Raw genomic sequence first — 14,623 nt, 5'->3', positions numbered from 1 at the left:
AGCTGCGGTGGTGGTGGAATTGGTAGACACGCTACCTTGAGGTGGTAGTGCTTTCGGGCGTGGGGGTTCAAGTCCCCCCTTCCGCACCAACAATGAACCAGATTGTTGGTGTTAGCAGCTGAAAAAACATTGATGCGGGATGGAGCAGTCTGGTAGCTCGTCGGGCTCATAACCCGAAGGTCGTTGGTTCAAATCCAGCTCCCGCTACCAATTTAATTAAGATGCAACTTAATTAAAGATCATCTAAGTTGAAAAATTGAGATGATGTGTGAATTTGCAGTGTTGTTGCGGGATGGAGCAGTCTGGTAGCTCGTCGGGCTCATAACCCGAAGGTCGTTGGTTCAAATCCAGCTCCCGCTACCATTTTGATTAAGGTGCAACTTAATCAAGCAAGAAATACAATGTATCGGTTAATGATAGATTGAAAAAAATAAATTTCTTGTGTATAATTTTGCAACGCTGATGCGGGATGGAGCAGTCTGGTAGCTCGTCGGGCTCATAACCCGAAGGTCGTTGGTTCAAATCCAGCTCCCGCTACCAAGTTTCTAAAAGGGCTCACAGATAGGTGGGTCTTTTTTGCATAGTGAACTTCGGTTTACTGTGCGATAATAGGGGCGATTACGCCCTTTTTTATTGGCTATCGTGTAGTGTGGACATCAATTGGTCAAAAAGACATGCTTCACTATAGTAAGTTTGAATTAGTCCGATGAGCGATTGAATCGCACAAATATGACGAGAGTAAATGAAGCTATCAAATAAAACTCAAGCACTTCAAGATCTAATCACTCCTGCAGTGCAAGCTTGTGATGTAGAGCTTTGGGGAATCGAATTTATTCCTCAAGGTAAGCGTTCTTTATTGCGTATTTATATCGACAAAGACGTTGTGGAAAATGCTGAACCAACAATCAATGAAGATGGTGAAGCAGAATTGGGTCGTGGTATTGGCGTACAAGATTGTGTACGTGTGACTCAGCAAGTCGGTGCAATATTAGATGTACATGATCCAATTTCAGGTGAATATGCTTTAGAAGTATCATCACCAGGTTGGGATCGCCCATTCTTCCAGTTGGCACAGTTAGAAAAATACATCGGACAACAAGTTGCATTGCGTTTGATTGCTGCAGTTGAAAATCGCCGTAAATTCCAAGCAAAATTAATTGCTGTAGATTTAGAAAATGAATTCATTCAAGTCGAAGTTGAAAAACAACAGGTACTTGAGATCGATAGCAACAATATAGACAAAGCGAATTTGATCTTTCAGGATTAATCCAGAAATAGAAATCTGAATAAATAGGTGACTTATGGCTCGTGAAATTCTCACCGTCGTTGAAACGGTTAGTAATGAGAAAGGTGTAAGTCGTGAAGCAATTTTTGAAGCGCTTGAACAGGCTTTGGTTGCAGCGACGAAAAAGAAATTCTACGAAGGAACGAATTCGGAAGAAGCTCAGTTACGTGTAGAAATTGACCGTAAAACAGGTGATTACAGCACTTTCCGTCAATGGGAAGTTGTTGCTGATGAAGATCATGAAATGCCAGCATGTCAAGATGCGATTTCTGATGTTGATCCTGCTCAATGGTCAATTGGTGATATCCGTGAGTTGGAAGTACCATCAATTGATTTTGGTCGTATTGCAGCGCAGATTGCTAAACAAGTCATTGTGCAAAAAATTCGCGAAGCTGAACGTGCTTTAGTGGCGGATGCTTATGAAGCTAAAGTCGGTGAATTGATCTATGGTGAAGTGAAAAAACAAACCAAAGATGGCTTCATCATTGACTTGGGTGATAATGCAGAAGCGTATTTAGCGCGTGAAGAAATGATTCCTAAAGAAATTCTTCGCCCTAAACAGCGTATGAATGCAATTCTTTATAATGTGAACCGTGAAGGTCGTGGTGCACAACTCTTGTTGTCACGTGCTAAACCTGAAATGCTGATTGCATTAATGAAAAAAGAAATTCCTGAAATTTCTGAAGAAATCATTGAAATTAAAGCAGCAGCGCGTCAACCCGGTGTACGTGCAAAAATTGCGGTTAAAACCAACGATCATCGTATTGATCCAGTCGGTGCATGTATTGGTATGCGTGGTACACGTATCCAAGCGGTACAGTCTGAGTTAAATGGTGAACGTATCGATGTTGTGGTGTGGTCTGACGATCCTGCTCAATATATCGCCAGTGCTTTAGAGCCTGCTGATGTATCTGGGATTGTGATTGATGAAGATGCGCGTACAGCAGACATTATTTTTGCAACCAGCGACCAACTTGCGCGAGCAATTGGTTCACAAGGTCAAAACGTCCGTTTAGCATCAGAGCTTACGGGCTATAAATTAGATATGATGCTTGAAGATGAGTACCGTGCTCGTCAACAAAATGAAGCTCAACAGTATTTAGACATGTTTGTAACACGTCTTGATATTGAAGAAGATCTTGCAATGGCTTTAGTAGAAATGGGCTTTACCTCACTTGAGGAAATCGCTTATGTACCTGCAGAAACTTTCGATGAAATCGAATTAGATGCAGATACAGTTGAATTGCTACAAAGTCGTGCAAAAGAAGCAGCTTTAGCTGATGCGTTAAAGCAACAAGAAGATATTCAGGACCCAAGTCCAGAACTTGTTGCGATGGAAGGAATGACTTCTGAAATTGCGCATGCTTTAGCAGCACGTGGTGTGGTAACAATCGATGACTTAGCTGACCAAGCAACGGATGATATCTCTGATATCGACGGTTTAGGCGCTGAGAAAGCAGGTCAATTGATTATGAAAGCACGTGAATCATGGTTTAACTAGGAGGTAATACATGACGGATAAGTCAATTCAAGAGTTAGCGGTCAGCGTCGGACTTCCTGTTGCAAAGCTCCTTGATCAGGTGCGTGAAGCTGGATTGCCACAAAAACAGGCTGAAGATAAAATTTCTACTGAACAGCAAGATGTTCTCGTGAACCATTTGAAAAAAGCGCATGGTCAAGATACGGGACAAGCAGGACAAATCACGTTGAAACGTAAAACGACAAGTACAGCTAAAGTTGCGAGTACTTCAGGTAAAGCGAAGACAATTAACGTAGAAGTTCGTAAGAAACATACGTTTACTAAGCCAGACCCTGAACAAATTAAAGCGGAAGCTTTGGCGAAAGCTCAAGCAAATGCTCAAGTGACATCAACTCAAAAAGTACAGCAAAATACTGTAGTGAGTGGAGTTGAAAAAACTGAAAGTTCAGCGAAAGCAAATTTAGAAAAAATGCGTGCTGCTGCAAAACAGCAAACAGCTGCAAAAGAAACACCAAAAGCAGCTGTTGTTGTAAAGCGTAAATCGACCAATAAGCCGATTACCAAAGCAACCGTAAAAACCATTGAAACTCCTGAGCAGAAACGTGCCCGTGAAGCTCAAGCAGCACAACTGAAAGCGACTGAAGAAGCAGCTCGTCGTAAGTCAGCAGAAGAAGCTCAACAACGTACCCTTGAGCAAATGCGTCAAATGGCGTCTAAGTATTCTTCTGATGAAACAACGACAACGATTCGTGTAGTTGATGATTCGCCGTTGGCTGCTGGTTTGGTTGGTCAAGCATATGAAGATTCATTTGCGAAAGAAGACCGTGAAATCAAACGTGGTACCAATACTGCAAATACGCGTTCTCCTAAAAAAGGTGGTCGTCGTGGTCAGGAAGAGCAATCTTTCAGCCATAACCCGCATAAACGTGGCTTAAAAACCAGCCAAGCCAATAAACATGGTTTTGAAAAACCAGTTAAAAAGCAAGTTTATGACGTTGAAATTGGTGAAACCATTGTTGTTGCAGATCTTGCAGCAAAAATGGCAGTTAAAGTTCGTGAAGTGATTAAATCACTTATGAAAATGGGTGAGCTTGTTACTCAGAACCAAGCCATTGAGCAAGAAATTGCAGCATTGATTGTTGAAGAAATGGGTCACAATCCAGTACGTGTATCTGATACACAAGCTGAAGATAACCTACTTGAAGCGGCTGAAGAAGCGCGTGGTGCACAAACAACACGTGCGCCAGTTGTAACGATCATGGGTCACGTTGACCATGGTAAGACTTCGTTGCTTGATCGTATTCGTCGTGCCAAAGTTGCTCAAGGCGAAGCAGGCGGAATTACACAGCATATTGGTGCTTATCACGTTAAAACGGATAAAGGAATTATTACTTTCCTTGATACGCCTGGACATGCTGCATTTACTGCAATGCGTTCACGTGGTGCCAAAGCGACTGATATTGTGGTACTTGTTGTTGCAGCGGATGATGGTGTAATGCCACAAACTGCGGAAGCAATTGACCATGCGCGTGCTGCGGGTACTCCAATTATTGTTGCAATCAATAAAATGGATAAAGAATCAGCTGATCCAGATCGCGTATTGAATGAATTGACAACCAAAGAAATCGTGCCTGAACAATGGGGTGGTGATGTACCGGTTGCAATGGTTTCAGCACATTCTGGTCAAGGTATCGACGAACTTCTAGATTTGATTTCAATTCAAGCTGAAATGTTAGAATTGAAAGCATCTGAAGAAGGTGCTGCTCAAGGTGTTGTAATTGAAGCACGTGTAGACAATAGCCGTGGTGCGGTAACGTCTATTCTGGTTCAAAACGGTACATTGAAAGTAGGTGACTTGGTTCTTGCTGGTGCATCTTACGGACGTGTTCGTGCGATGACGGATGAGAATGGTCAACGTATTCAATCTGCAGGTCCTTCAATTCCAGTTGAAATTTTAGGTCTTCCAGAAGCGCCAATGGCAGGTGATGAAGTTCTTGTTGTTAATGACGAGAAAAAAGCACGTGAAGTTGCCGATGCGCGTATGGATCGTGAGCGTCAAAAACGTCTTGAACGTCAAAGCGCAATGCGTCTTGAGAACATCATGGCATCAATGGGCAAGAAAGATGTGCCGATTGTAAATGTTGTTCTTAAAACTGATGTACGTGGTACCTTGGAAGCGCTACATGTTGCACTTGCTGATCTTGCAACTGATGAAGTTAAAGTACGCGTCATTGGTTCAGGCGTGGGTGCAATCACTGAGTCAGATGTGACCCTTGCTGAATCTTCAGAAGCGGTACTTCTTGGCTTTAACGTACGTGCAGACAATACCGCGCGTCAAAAAGCAGATGCAGATGGTATCGACATTCGTTACTACTCAATCATCTATCAACTTATTGATGATGTGAAAGCAGCAATGAGCGGAAAACTTGCACCTGAACACCGTGAAACAATTCTGGGTGTTGCAGAAGTTCGTGAAGTATTCCATTCAAGTAAGTTTGGTGCTGCTGCGGGTTGTATGGTACTCGAAGGTGTATTACATCGTAATAAACCAATCCGTGTACTACGTGACGATGTTGTGGTATTCCAAGGCGAGCTTGAATCTCTTCGTCGCTATAAAGAAGTGGTTGAAGAAGTTCGCGCTGGTATGGAATGTGGTCTTGCAGTGAAAGGTTATAAAGACATCAAAGCACTTGATAAAATCGAAGTGTATGATGTTCAGTTGATTAAACGGAGTCTTTAATGGCGGGTAGTCAACGTCTTAAGCGTATGGCAGATACAGTACAACGTGAGTTGTCAGAACTGATTCGCCAAGAGCTGAAAGATCCACGCTTAGGTGGTCTAGTGACCATCTCTGCAGTGAAAGTCAGTCCAGATTTAGGTTATGCGGAAGTTTATGTTACCGTGATGGGACGTGAACTTGGCGATGAGCAAAGTGAAGCGGCGAATAAAGAAACTTTAGATGTTTTAAATAAAGCATCTGGGTTTTTACGCCACGAATTAGGTCGTCGTATTAAAACTCGTGTAACACCGCGTTTGCGCTTTCATTATGATAAAACCAATGCCTATGGTAACTATATGTTTGGTTTAATCGCAGAAGCAGTGAAAGATTTACCTGAGCAAAAAGACGAAGAGTAAAAGTAATTGAAATAAGAAGCCACCTTAGGGTGGCTTTTTTATGTCTTTTTTATATTTTTAAAGTATGATTAAATTATAAGTTAAATTTTTTTAAATAATTTAAATGAGAATAACAAGATGAAGCTAAAATTTTATATCCCTGTGGTTGGGCTGTCCGTGATTTCTGTTATATCCCATGCTTGTATCAATAATTATGCTCTTGAGTTAAGTTCTGGCGGATTAACTCAGCAAACGGCTCAAAAGCAATTGGCGCAAGGTGATTTTCCTAAGAGCAAATCTGTTGAGGATTTAAATGATTACGGTGTCTTGCTGATTTATGCACATCAATTTGATCAAGCGATAAAAATATTTCAACACATTGAAAAATCACACCCAAATCTAGCAAAAACTGCTGCGAATCTAGGAACAGCATATGAACTGGCTGGGCAGTCTGAAAAAGCCAAGTATTGGATTGAGCAAGGGATTCAACGTGATCTAAATATTCATCAGGGCAGTGAATGGATTCATGTTAAAATTTTAGATGCGAAAATCCAACAACAAAAAGATGCAACATGGATTCAACATCACGATGTTTTAGGATTGGATTTTGGTCAAGCAGTCGAACCAAAGGCAAAAGTTAAAACTGTACAATTTCAGCATAAACATTACGATTTAGACCAAATCCTATTACATAGTCAAACTCAGATGGATCAACGTCTAAGGTTTACAAAGCGTGATCCAATCAGTGCGCAAATTATTTTTAATATGGCCAATATTGAAATGCTGAATTATAACTTGGTGGATGATACGGTAGATCTACTGTATCGGCGCGCTCAAGATATTGGCTATCACAATCCGAAATTAATTGAGACACGTTTAGATTATTTTCAACATTCAAAATGGTTTCGCTTTAAGGCATTTTTTGTCAATATCTATCAAACATTCAAAAATTTAATTGTTTGATCATTGGCTAGGTAGCAGAAATTAAACAAAACTTTGCCTTAAACTGTATAGAATGCAGAGATATCAACAAATACAAATAAATATCTCTGAGGAATTGGCAATGAATTCAATGAAAAAAGGTTTAGTTGCACTTACATTGGCAAGTACTTTGGCTTTTTCAGGTTGTGGCTATAACACTTTGCAAGCCAAAGATGAGTCAGTAAATGCGGCATGGTCAGAAGTTGAAAACCAATATCAACGTCGAGCAGATTTAGTGCCTAACCTGGTCAATGTCGTCAAAGGTTATGCAACGCATGAAGAAAAAGTTTTAACTGAAGTGACTGAGGCGCGTGCCAATGTTGCAGGTTTAAAAGTAGATAAAGAAGTATTGAACGATCCTGAACTGTTTAAAAAATACCAAGAAGCACAATCACAAATGACGGGCGCATTATCGCGACTGTTAGCGGTGACAGAAAATTATCCAGATTTAAAAGCCAATGAACAATTCCGTGATCTACAGGTTCAACTAGAAGGTACGGAAAACCGCATCAGTACTGCACGTACACGTTATGTAGAATCTGTCCAAGACTACAATACTTATGTGCGTCAATTCCCTCAAGCAATGACCGCTAAAGTGATTGGTATGAAAGCCAAACCAAACTTTAGTGCTGAAGCGGGTGCATCTAAAGCACCAACAGTTAATTTTAATTAATGATGTGATTTCATTTCACTGTCTTTAAAGCATGCTGAAAAAGATAGGCTAAGAATATTCATTGTTAAATAAAAGGTGACCTATGATTGAATGGCAAGAAAAATCAGTAATGAAAAACATGAGTACAATATTATTTGTATTTTTTGGACTGATGCTTTCTGTTCAATCAAGTGTCTGGGCTGAAACTGCGACAGCCACAGATGAGCAAGAGGCACAAGATGCGATTGTTTTGGGCAAAGTGGTACCCAATGCCAATTTACCCAATGTGATTGGTTCAAAACCATCAGATACTCAAAAACAAACACCAACTACACAACAAGTCCCTCAAAGTCCCGTACAAAACGTACCCCCAGTTGCCAATGATATGGCAGAGGGTGAAACTACTCGAAATATTCCCACACTGAATCAGCCTGTCGTTGATCAAGCTAAGGTTTTATCTGCAGCTGAAAAGCAAAATTTAGAACAACAAATTCGTGATATATACCGCCAAGGCAAAGCGCAAATCGGTATTATTATTGTCCCAACCACGGGGCAAGAAGGTATTTTTGATTTCGCAATGCGTGTTGCTGAGCAATGGAAGTTAGGTTCAGCAAAACAAGACAATGGTTTATTGATTGCAGTCGCAGTTAATGATCAAAAAATTCATATTGCAACAGGTTATGGTTTAGAAGGTGTACTTCCTGACATTATGGTCAGTCGAATTATACGCAATCAAATTACCCCTGATTTTAAACAGGGGCAATATGCTCAAGGTTTACAGGCAGGTGTCAATGAGATTGAGCGTATTTTAAATCTTGACCCTGAAATTGCCAAACAAGCCGCAGATGAGCTAAAAGCGCGACAAACTCAAGCACTGCAAGAACAAGAAGCCAAGGATCGTACCTTAACCACTGCGATGGTGATTTTGGTGATTGGTATCTTTGCATCATTTATTGTCGGTAATCGTTTAAGTGCAGCAGTTGCGGGTGTGACCGCAACCGCTGCAGGTCTTATTTATGGTTCAGGGATTGTGATGAGTCTGGTTTTGGGTTTTGGTATATTCTTTTTGTTGATTACCTCACTGGCTCAACTCATTTTCCAAATGTTTTTATCTGGTGGTGGGCGTGGTGGAAGCAGTGGAGGGGGAGGTTTCGGTGGTGGTGGGGGCTATAGCGGCGGCGGTGGCGGTTTCGGCGGTGGAGGAGCATCAGGCTCATGGTAACAAAAACAGATACAACAGCAATTGTGACTGAACCGAAGTTACAGGAACACGTACAACCTAGCTTTAAGCGTTGGTTAAAACACGTTTTATATATGCCTGCATCGAAACGTTATTTTTCAAAGCAAGATCAACAAGTCATTGCACAAACTGTGACGCAAGCCGAAGAAGGTCATGTCGGTGAAATACAAGTGGTGATTGAGGGGCATATTCCAAGTCATCAGGCCTATCATCAAAATACACGTTTAAGAGCGCAGCAGTTATTTGCTGAATTGGGTGTTTGGGATACTGAGTATAATAGTGGTGTTTTACTGTATTTAAACTTGTGTGAAAAGACAGTTGAAATTGTGATCGATCGTGGTATTTATCAAGCGACAACGCAACAAATATGGCAGCAGATTTGTGATGTGATGATTTTAGAGTTAAAAAACAAAAATTATCGAACTGCGGTCACCAATGGTGTCTTAGAAATTGGTCAAATTTTGAATTTATTTTATGGCAACCAATATCGTCAGGCTGATAATGTTAATGAGTTAACTAATAATCCAATCATTGTGAATTGATTTGGTTTTTTGGTGACAATAAATGTCACTTTTTTACGTATAATTACGTAAAAATATAAGCAGCAAAAAAAAACTTGTAAAGCGTTACATTCTCTCTAAAATCAAAGAGTCTCGATTGGTTGTTGATTTTTTCCACAAAAAAACAGCCATATAAATTGCTCTAAAAGCTATAAAAATTTTTAAAACATTGGAGAAATGTTATGAAATCAGTTCAAAAGGGTTTTACTCTTATCGAATTAATGATCGTTGTTGCAATCATTGGTATTCTTGCTGCGATTGCGCTTCCTGCTTATCAAACTTATGTGCAGAAGTCTTCAAATAATGCATGTTTAGGTGAAGCAAAATCTGCAGTAAATGCTGCGATTGCGGAAATGGCATCTAATGGAGCATTGGTAAATACCTATAAACCTGCTGCTTGTGATAAAGATGGTAGTAATACTGGTACTTCAATTACAGCTCTTACAGCAGCCGCAAAAATTGATAGTACAAAAACAGCAGCATTAAAATTTGATCCATTAGTACGTGGTGCGTCAGGAGATGTGCAGGTTGCAGAGTGTTCTACTGCAACAGGAACTTGTAATCTTTTAGCCAAGGGTCCTTAATACGATTAAGTATTAGTATTGTGAAAAATTTTAAAAAGTGCATCAAATATGATGCATTTTTTATTGTTTATATTAAATTTTCTATAAGTAATTATATTTACTTTTATAAAAGTAAAGAACGAGCTTCTTTTTATCAGGCATGTAAGGATTGTGGATAATGCAAAAAGGCTTTACTTTGATGGAAATTATGATTGTTGTCGCAATATTGGGACTTTTGTTGATTATTGCTATACCGCTATATAATCAATATATGTATAAAGCTAATATTAAGGCTTGTATGTATGAGGTTAAGGCATATAGTAATTCGGTTGTCTATGCTTTATATAGCCCCGAACAGACTTCTCCTGTAGCACCGAATATCAGTGCTTGTGGAGCGATCACTGACGCTTCTGGTTGGACTGTTGCAACAATAAAAAAAATTAAGGCAACTACAAAGGCACCAGTCAATGAACAAATAGAGTGTGATTTGCCTGCTGGTTCTCCTTGTCAATTGATTCATTAAGATCTGGAAAGATGATCAAAACTTTCAGAGTATATAAATTATAATGTCAAAACGGTTAAAATTCTTTTCAAGTCATTTGCTAATTTCAGTATTGATTGCTTTGATTTCAATCTGGTTGGTTTTTTTTATTTGGTATCCTGCACCGCTAGCGGAAGCTTTGGGGGTAGGGCATTTATTTTTAATGTTGATTTTTATTGATGTAATGATTGGTCCTTTATTGGGACTTATAATTTATAAGGAAGGGAAAAAAAGCTTAAAGTTTGATTTAACAGTAATAATTTTAATACAGATTATGGCTTTTGGTTATGGGTTTAATATCATTGCTCAAGGTCGCCCTGTCTGGATTATTTATGATTCAATAGTTTTTCATGTACTTAAAAAGAGCGATATAGATACAAGTAGAATAGATCTGGCAAAAACAGAATTTCAAAACACCTCGTGGTTAAAACCGCAGTTTGTTAATTTGGATATTTCATCTAAATTGTTTCGTGACAATCCTCCACCAAATGGGACGATTGCAATGGATCATCCCATGTACTTTACCAATATCTCGAATGCTAAATCACAAATGCAGTCAGTTTCATTTCCAATCTCTTTACTTGAAAAATATAATAATAATAAGCAGATTCGTGATGTGATACAAAAGTATCCACAAGCGAATGCTTGGGCTGGACTTTCAGCACCAGTAAAAGACATGGTTGTACTGATCAATAAAGAAAAAGGTGAGGTCGTTAAGATTGTGGATTTAAGACCTTGGAAATAAATACTTAGATTTTTTAAAACTGAGCTTATAATAGGCTCAGTTTTTCTTTTCACTTTTCCTATGAAAGCCATCCCTTATATTCTCTCAGCACTGTTGCTTTTACTCGCTTGGCTTTTACCTATTCATAAAATGCCTTGGACAACCTTTGGTAGTGAAGCACTTACTTTTCTTTCAGCCCTAATCCTACTCAGTGCTTTTATTCACAAAGATTTAAAAATTCCAAAACCGCAAGTGCTTATATTGCCTGTATTGGCAATTCCATTGATTCAATGGGGCTTTGGTGAGATTTTGTATTTAAGTAATGCATTGCTCTGTACAGCCTATATTGCGATGTTTTGGTTGATGCTGGTTGTTGGTTATAACTTGGCAGTAGGTGAAAAAGGTCAAAGAGAACAAGTCTTTAAAGTATTTAGCCTTGTGGTTTTTACGGGGGCGATGCTTTCAAGTTTTATTGCAATGACCCAGTGGTTAGGCGTAAACGAATATTTTAGACCATTGGTTAATTTGCTAAATGGCAATCGTCCCTATGCAAACTTTGCCCAGCCGAATAATCTGGCGACGTTTATCTGTATGGGGGTATTTGCATGTTTATACTTTTATGAAAAGAAAATACTGCCAAATTACATACTCGGACCATCAACATTTATTTTTCTATTGACCATTGCGCTGACTCAATCACGGACTGCTTGGGTAGTATGTCTGTTTACATTGATTTATTTGACGATCAAGCAATTCGGTCAAACTAAGCGCTTTGGGTTTATCAAATTGCTCGTATGGTGTGGTGTGTTTATTGCATTGATTACATGCTTGCCAATGCTGAATCAGTGGATTGCATCTGTATCAACTCAAGACGTAGCACAAGCAGATTCAGTGGTCGAACGAGCAACATCAGGCTATCTACGGTTAGATATGTGGAATCAAGCCTTAGTCGCGATTTCAGAAAAGCCATGGTTTGCTTATGGTTGGAACCAAACGGGGATGGCGCAAATCGCCGCTTTTGATTTATATCCATCACATGAATGGTATAAAACGGCACATAACGTGATTTTGGATTTACTGATTTGGAATGGTATCCCGATTGGTGGATTGATTATTGTTTATATGGCATTTTGGTTGTATTGGCTAAATAAAGGCATCAAAGATGCGGTTTCAATTGCAGCAGGATTAATGGTCTGTGCCATTTTGATTCATGCTCTATTGGAATACCCAATTCATTATGCATATTTCTTGCTCCCTTTAGGTTTCTTATTGGGGATCATCCAAGCTCAGTATCCTCGTTTGCCTACAGTGAACTTAAAGTCTTCGGTTACGGTCAGTATTATTGTGATTGGTTTGGTCTTGGTGGGGGGGATTTATCGAGACTATATTTTATATCGCCAACAAAGCATATTCGTAAATAAGAAAACACCGTTAAGTGCATCACAGCAAGCAGTGATGAATCAGGATATTTTGTTACTGACACAATTTAAAGAACGTGTCTGGTGGATTGGTCTAAATCCATATAGCAAAATGTCAGATCAGCAGTTGCAATATATGGGACGTATGGTAGCGAACTTAGCTTCTGCCTATGATATTCAGAAATATGCACAGGTTTTGGCTTTTAATGGTAAAAAAGTTGAGGCTGAACATCAATTATGGATTCTTAAGACACTGCATGGGCAAGAGAAATCATATCAGGATCTATTACCTGTATCTGTTGCAGGGAAATAATACCATTTCATAAAAGTGAATTTTGATGATTGTAAATTTTGCATCACCACATTTCGAAATAAAATAAAAAATCCCCCAATCAGTTGGGGGATTTTTTTGCGATATTTAAAAAATTATAGTTGGCTTTGAATATAATTTTCGATACCGATACTTTCACTTAGATCCAATTGGGTGGTTGTCCAATCCCAAAACTCTTCTTCTTTCTCAAGAATTTCTTGAACAAGATCACGAGTCACATAATCTAAGTTGCTTTCAGCGAGTGCAACTGCTGTTTTTAATGCATCAATGTTTTCTTTTACTTTACGGACATCACAGTTTAAAACTTCAACTGTATGTTGACCAATGTATAGCTTGCCTAAATGTTGAAGGTTCGGTAAACCTTCCAAGAAAAGAATACGTTCAATGATCTTATCCGCATGCTTCATTTGGCGAATAGATTCTTTGTATTCAGCCGAACCAAGTTTCTCGATTCCCCAATCATTAAACATACGCGAGTGTAAAAAGTATTGGTTAATCGCAGTCAAATGATGATAAAGCACTTGATTGAGCTGATTAATTACGTCTCGATTGCCTTGCATATGGTTAAAACTCCATTCTAATTTTTTACCTTAACGTGAATTTAAACTGAGTCATTGAAATTTAATGATTAAGGTAATTTGATATGGCTCTATATTAATCAACTTTTTGCAGGGTTACGAGTAGTTTATGGAACGGCAAATGAAAATCGCAATCAAAAACAATAGGGATGTCGTTTTGGCTAAAAGAGAGTGATTGAAAAAAAACGAACCCGCTTTGAGTCGAAGCGGGGGAGGAGAATGATCTGGGGATCATTAAAAAACTTATTTATTGTCGTTATAAATCTGAACTTATTTTTATGTTTGAATTTTTAAATCAAAACTACGCGGCAACAGAAATACGTGCTGCAATCAGCGAGAGCTCTTCATTGATAATGCTTTTTGCTTCAGGAGCACAGCGACCACAGCACGTGCCTAAGTCTAATAATTCACGTACTTCACGGTAGCTCTCTGCACCATTTGCCATTGCATCTTTGATATCTTGATCTGTAATACCACGACATAAACAAACGTACATGAAACTCAACCCTAAGGTTAAATGCGATATCTAATATTATTGATAATTGTTATCATTTGTCAATGAAATTCATTTGAAATCTCATTAATCTTTATTGGCTTTTTGAATAAAAAAATACCACCTGATCGGTAGTATTTAATTCTATTTTTTAAATTATTTAAAATCAAATAATTAGTTTGGGCTACTATTATTGAGGAATAATCACAATACCATCCATTTCAACCAATGCATTTTTAGGTAAAGAGGCAACACCTAATGCTGCACGTGCAGGATAAGGTTGAGCAAAGTATTCGCCCATGATCTGGTTGACCAATTGAAAGTTCGATAAATCGGTAAGAAAAATATTGAGCTTTGCAATATCTGCCAAAGAACCGCCTGCTGCTTCACAGACTGCTTTTAAATTATCAAAAACACGTCGAATTTGTGCTTCAATGCCTTCAACCAATTCCATGCTATATGGATCTAAGCCAATTTGCCCTGAAAGATATAATGTGTTGTCTACTAAAATGGCTTGTGAATAAGTACCAATTGCAGCAGGGGCATTTTCAGTATGGATCACTTGGCGGGACATTGATTTCTCCTTGATTTCAAATCATTTCATCATAAAGCATGAATGGCATGCAAAGTGCATCGAAGAGTATCGATAAACATTACAGGTCT

General features: G+C 38.9%; 15 protein-coding genes and 4 tRNA genes. 16 read left to right on the top strand and 3 right to left on the bottom strand.

All coding sequences use genetic code 11. From position 1 onward, the window contains the following. Positions 1–4: 4 nt before the first annotated feature. The 16 genes from ACQ7EO_RS19710 to ACQ7EO_RS19635 all read left to right on the top strand — a co-directional run bounded on the left by ACQ7EO_RS19710 (position 5) and on the right by ACQ7EO_RS19635 (position 12,871). Positions 5–89 (top strand) — tRNA-Leu (locus ACQ7EO_RS19710). Between the two features lie 44 nt (positions 90–133). Continuing rightward, a tRNA-Met gene (locus ACQ7EO_RS19705) sits at positions 134–210 on the top strand. A gap of 76 nt (positions 211–286) precedes the next feature. Beyond that, positions 287–363, top strand: a tRNA-Met gene (locus tag ACQ7EO_RS19700). Between the two features lie 100 nt (positions 364–463). Continuing rightward, a tRNA-Met gene (locus tag ACQ7EO_RS19695) sits at positions 464–540 on the top strand. Positions 541–742: 202 nt separating this feature from the next. After that, positions 743–1,267, top strand: coding sequence for a ribosome maturation factor RimP (rimP, locus tag ACQ7EO_RS19690; RefSeq protein ID WP_004718339.1), 525 nt, complete (start codon positions 743–745; stop codon positions 1,265–1,267). Positions 1,268–1,301: 34 nt separating this feature from the next. Next, the gene (nusA, locus tag ACQ7EO_RS19685) at positions 1,302–2,786 is read left to right on the top strand and encodes a transcription termination factor NusA (protein WP_004718337.1); all 1,485 of its coding nucleotides are present in this window, start codon (positions 1,302–1,304) and stop codon (positions 2,784–2,786) included. A gap of 10 nt (positions 2,787–2,796) precedes the next feature. Beyond that, positions 2,797–5,505, top strand: a complete 2,709-nt coding sequence (gene infB, locus ACQ7EO_RS19680; RefSeq protein WP_004718332.1) for a translation initiation factor IF-2 — start codon at positions 2,797–2,799, stop codon at positions 5,503–5,505. After that, positions 5,505–5,900: a ribosome-binding factor A gene (locus ACQ7EO_RS19675; RefSeq protein ID WP_004718330.1), complete on the top strand. Its 396-nt coding sequence runs from the start codon at positions 5,505–5,507 to the stop codon at positions 5,898–5,900. Before infB ends, ACQ7EO_RS19675 begins: the two co-directional genes overlap by 1 nt. A 117-nt stretch (positions 5,901–6,017) precedes the next feature. Continuing rightward, on the top strand, positions 6,018–6,842 hold the full coding sequence (locus ACQ7EO_RS19670; protein WP_434278472.1) for a tetratricopeptide repeat protein: 825 nt from the start codon (positions 6,018–6,020) through the stop codon (positions 6,840–6,842). A gap of 100 nt (positions 6,843–6,942) precedes the next feature. Beyond that, positions 6,943–7,533: a LemA family protein gene (locus ACQ7EO_RS19665; RefSeq protein WP_004718326.1), complete on the top strand. Its 591-nt coding sequence runs from the start codon at positions 6,943–6,945 to the stop codon at positions 7,531–7,533. An 82-nt stretch (positions 7,534–7,615) separates the two neighbouring features. Further along, positions 7,616–8,734 carry a TPM domain-containing protein gene (locus ACQ7EO_RS19660; protein WP_434278470.1) on the top strand — a complete coding sequence of 373 codons (1,119 nt, stop codon included), beginning with the start codon at positions 7,616–7,618 and terminating at the stop codon, positions 8,732–8,734. Continuing rightward, positions 8,728–9,294 carry a TPM domain-containing protein gene (locus ACQ7EO_RS19655; protein ID WP_434278468.1) on the top strand — a complete coding sequence of 189 codons (567 nt, stop codon included), beginning with the start codon at positions 8,728–8,730 and terminating at the stop codon, positions 9,292–9,294. Before ACQ7EO_RS19660 ends, ACQ7EO_RS19655 begins: the two co-directional genes overlap by 7 nt. A gap of 200 nt (positions 9,295–9,494) precedes the next feature. Next, positions 9,495–9,896 carry a pilin gene (locus ACQ7EO_RS19650; RefSeq protein ID WP_434278466.1) on the top strand — a complete coding sequence of 134 codons (402 nt, stop codon included), beginning with the start codon at positions 9,495–9,497 and terminating at the stop codon, positions 9,894–9,896. A 157-nt stretch (positions 9,897–10,053) separates the two neighbouring features. Continuing rightward, a complete protein-coding gene (locus ACQ7EO_RS19645) occupies positions 10,054–10,398 on the top strand; it encodes a prepilin-type N-terminal cleavage/methylation domain-containing protein (RefSeq protein WP_434278464.1) in 345 nt (114 codons plus the stop codon). Positions 10,399–10,441: 43 nt separating this feature from the next. Beyond that, positions 10,442–11,161 (top strand): TfpX/TfpZ family type IV pilin accessory protein, encoded by a 720-nt coding sequence (gene tfpZ / locus ACQ7EO_RS19640; RefSeq protein WP_434278462.1) that lies wholly within the window; start codon positions 10,442–10,444, stop codon positions 11,159–11,161. Between the two features lie 60 nt (positions 11,162–11,221). Then, entirely contained in the window at positions 11,222–12,871 is a 1,650-nt protein-coding gene (locus tag ACQ7EO_RS19635) for an O-antigen ligase family protein (RefSeq protein WP_434278461.1), read from the top strand. Between the two features lie 113 nt (positions 12,872–12,984). Here the strand turns inward: ACQ7EO_RS19635 and bfr are convergent, their stop codons facing one another. The 3 genes from bfr to ACQ7EO_RS19620 all read right to left on the bottom strand — a co-directional run bounded on the left by bfr (position 12,985) and on the right by ACQ7EO_RS19620 (position 14,534). Beyond that, a complete protein-coding gene (bfr, locus tag ACQ7EO_RS19630; RefSeq protein ID WP_434278460.1) occupies positions 12,985–13,449 on the bottom strand; it encodes a heteropolymeric bacterioferritin subunit Bfr in 465 nt (154 codons plus the stop codon). 319 nt (positions 13,450–13,768) lie between these two features. Beyond that, positions 13,769–13,963, bottom strand: coding sequence for a bacterioferritin-associated ferredoxin (locus ACQ7EO_RS19625; RefSeq protein ID WP_004718308.1), 195 nt, complete (start codon positions 13,961–13,963; stop codon positions 13,769–13,771). Positions 13,964–14,150: 187 nt separating this feature from the next. Beyond that, on the bottom strand, positions 14,151–14,534 hold the full coding sequence (locus tag ACQ7EO_RS19620) for a RidA family protein (protein ID WP_004718306.1): 384 nt from the start codon (positions 14,532–14,534) through the stop codon (positions 14,151–14,153). Between the last annotated feature and the right edge of the window lie 89 nt (positions 14,535–14,623).

It is taken from the genome of Acinetobacter sp. CE-15 (assembly GCF_051059255.1).
Lineage (GTDB): Bacteria > Pseudomonadota > Gammaproteobacteria > Pseudomonadales > Moraxellaceae > Acinetobacter > Acinetobacter guillouiae.
Note: the sequence above shows the minus strand (reverse complement) of the source record. Positions and strands in the feature narration are given on the sequence as shown.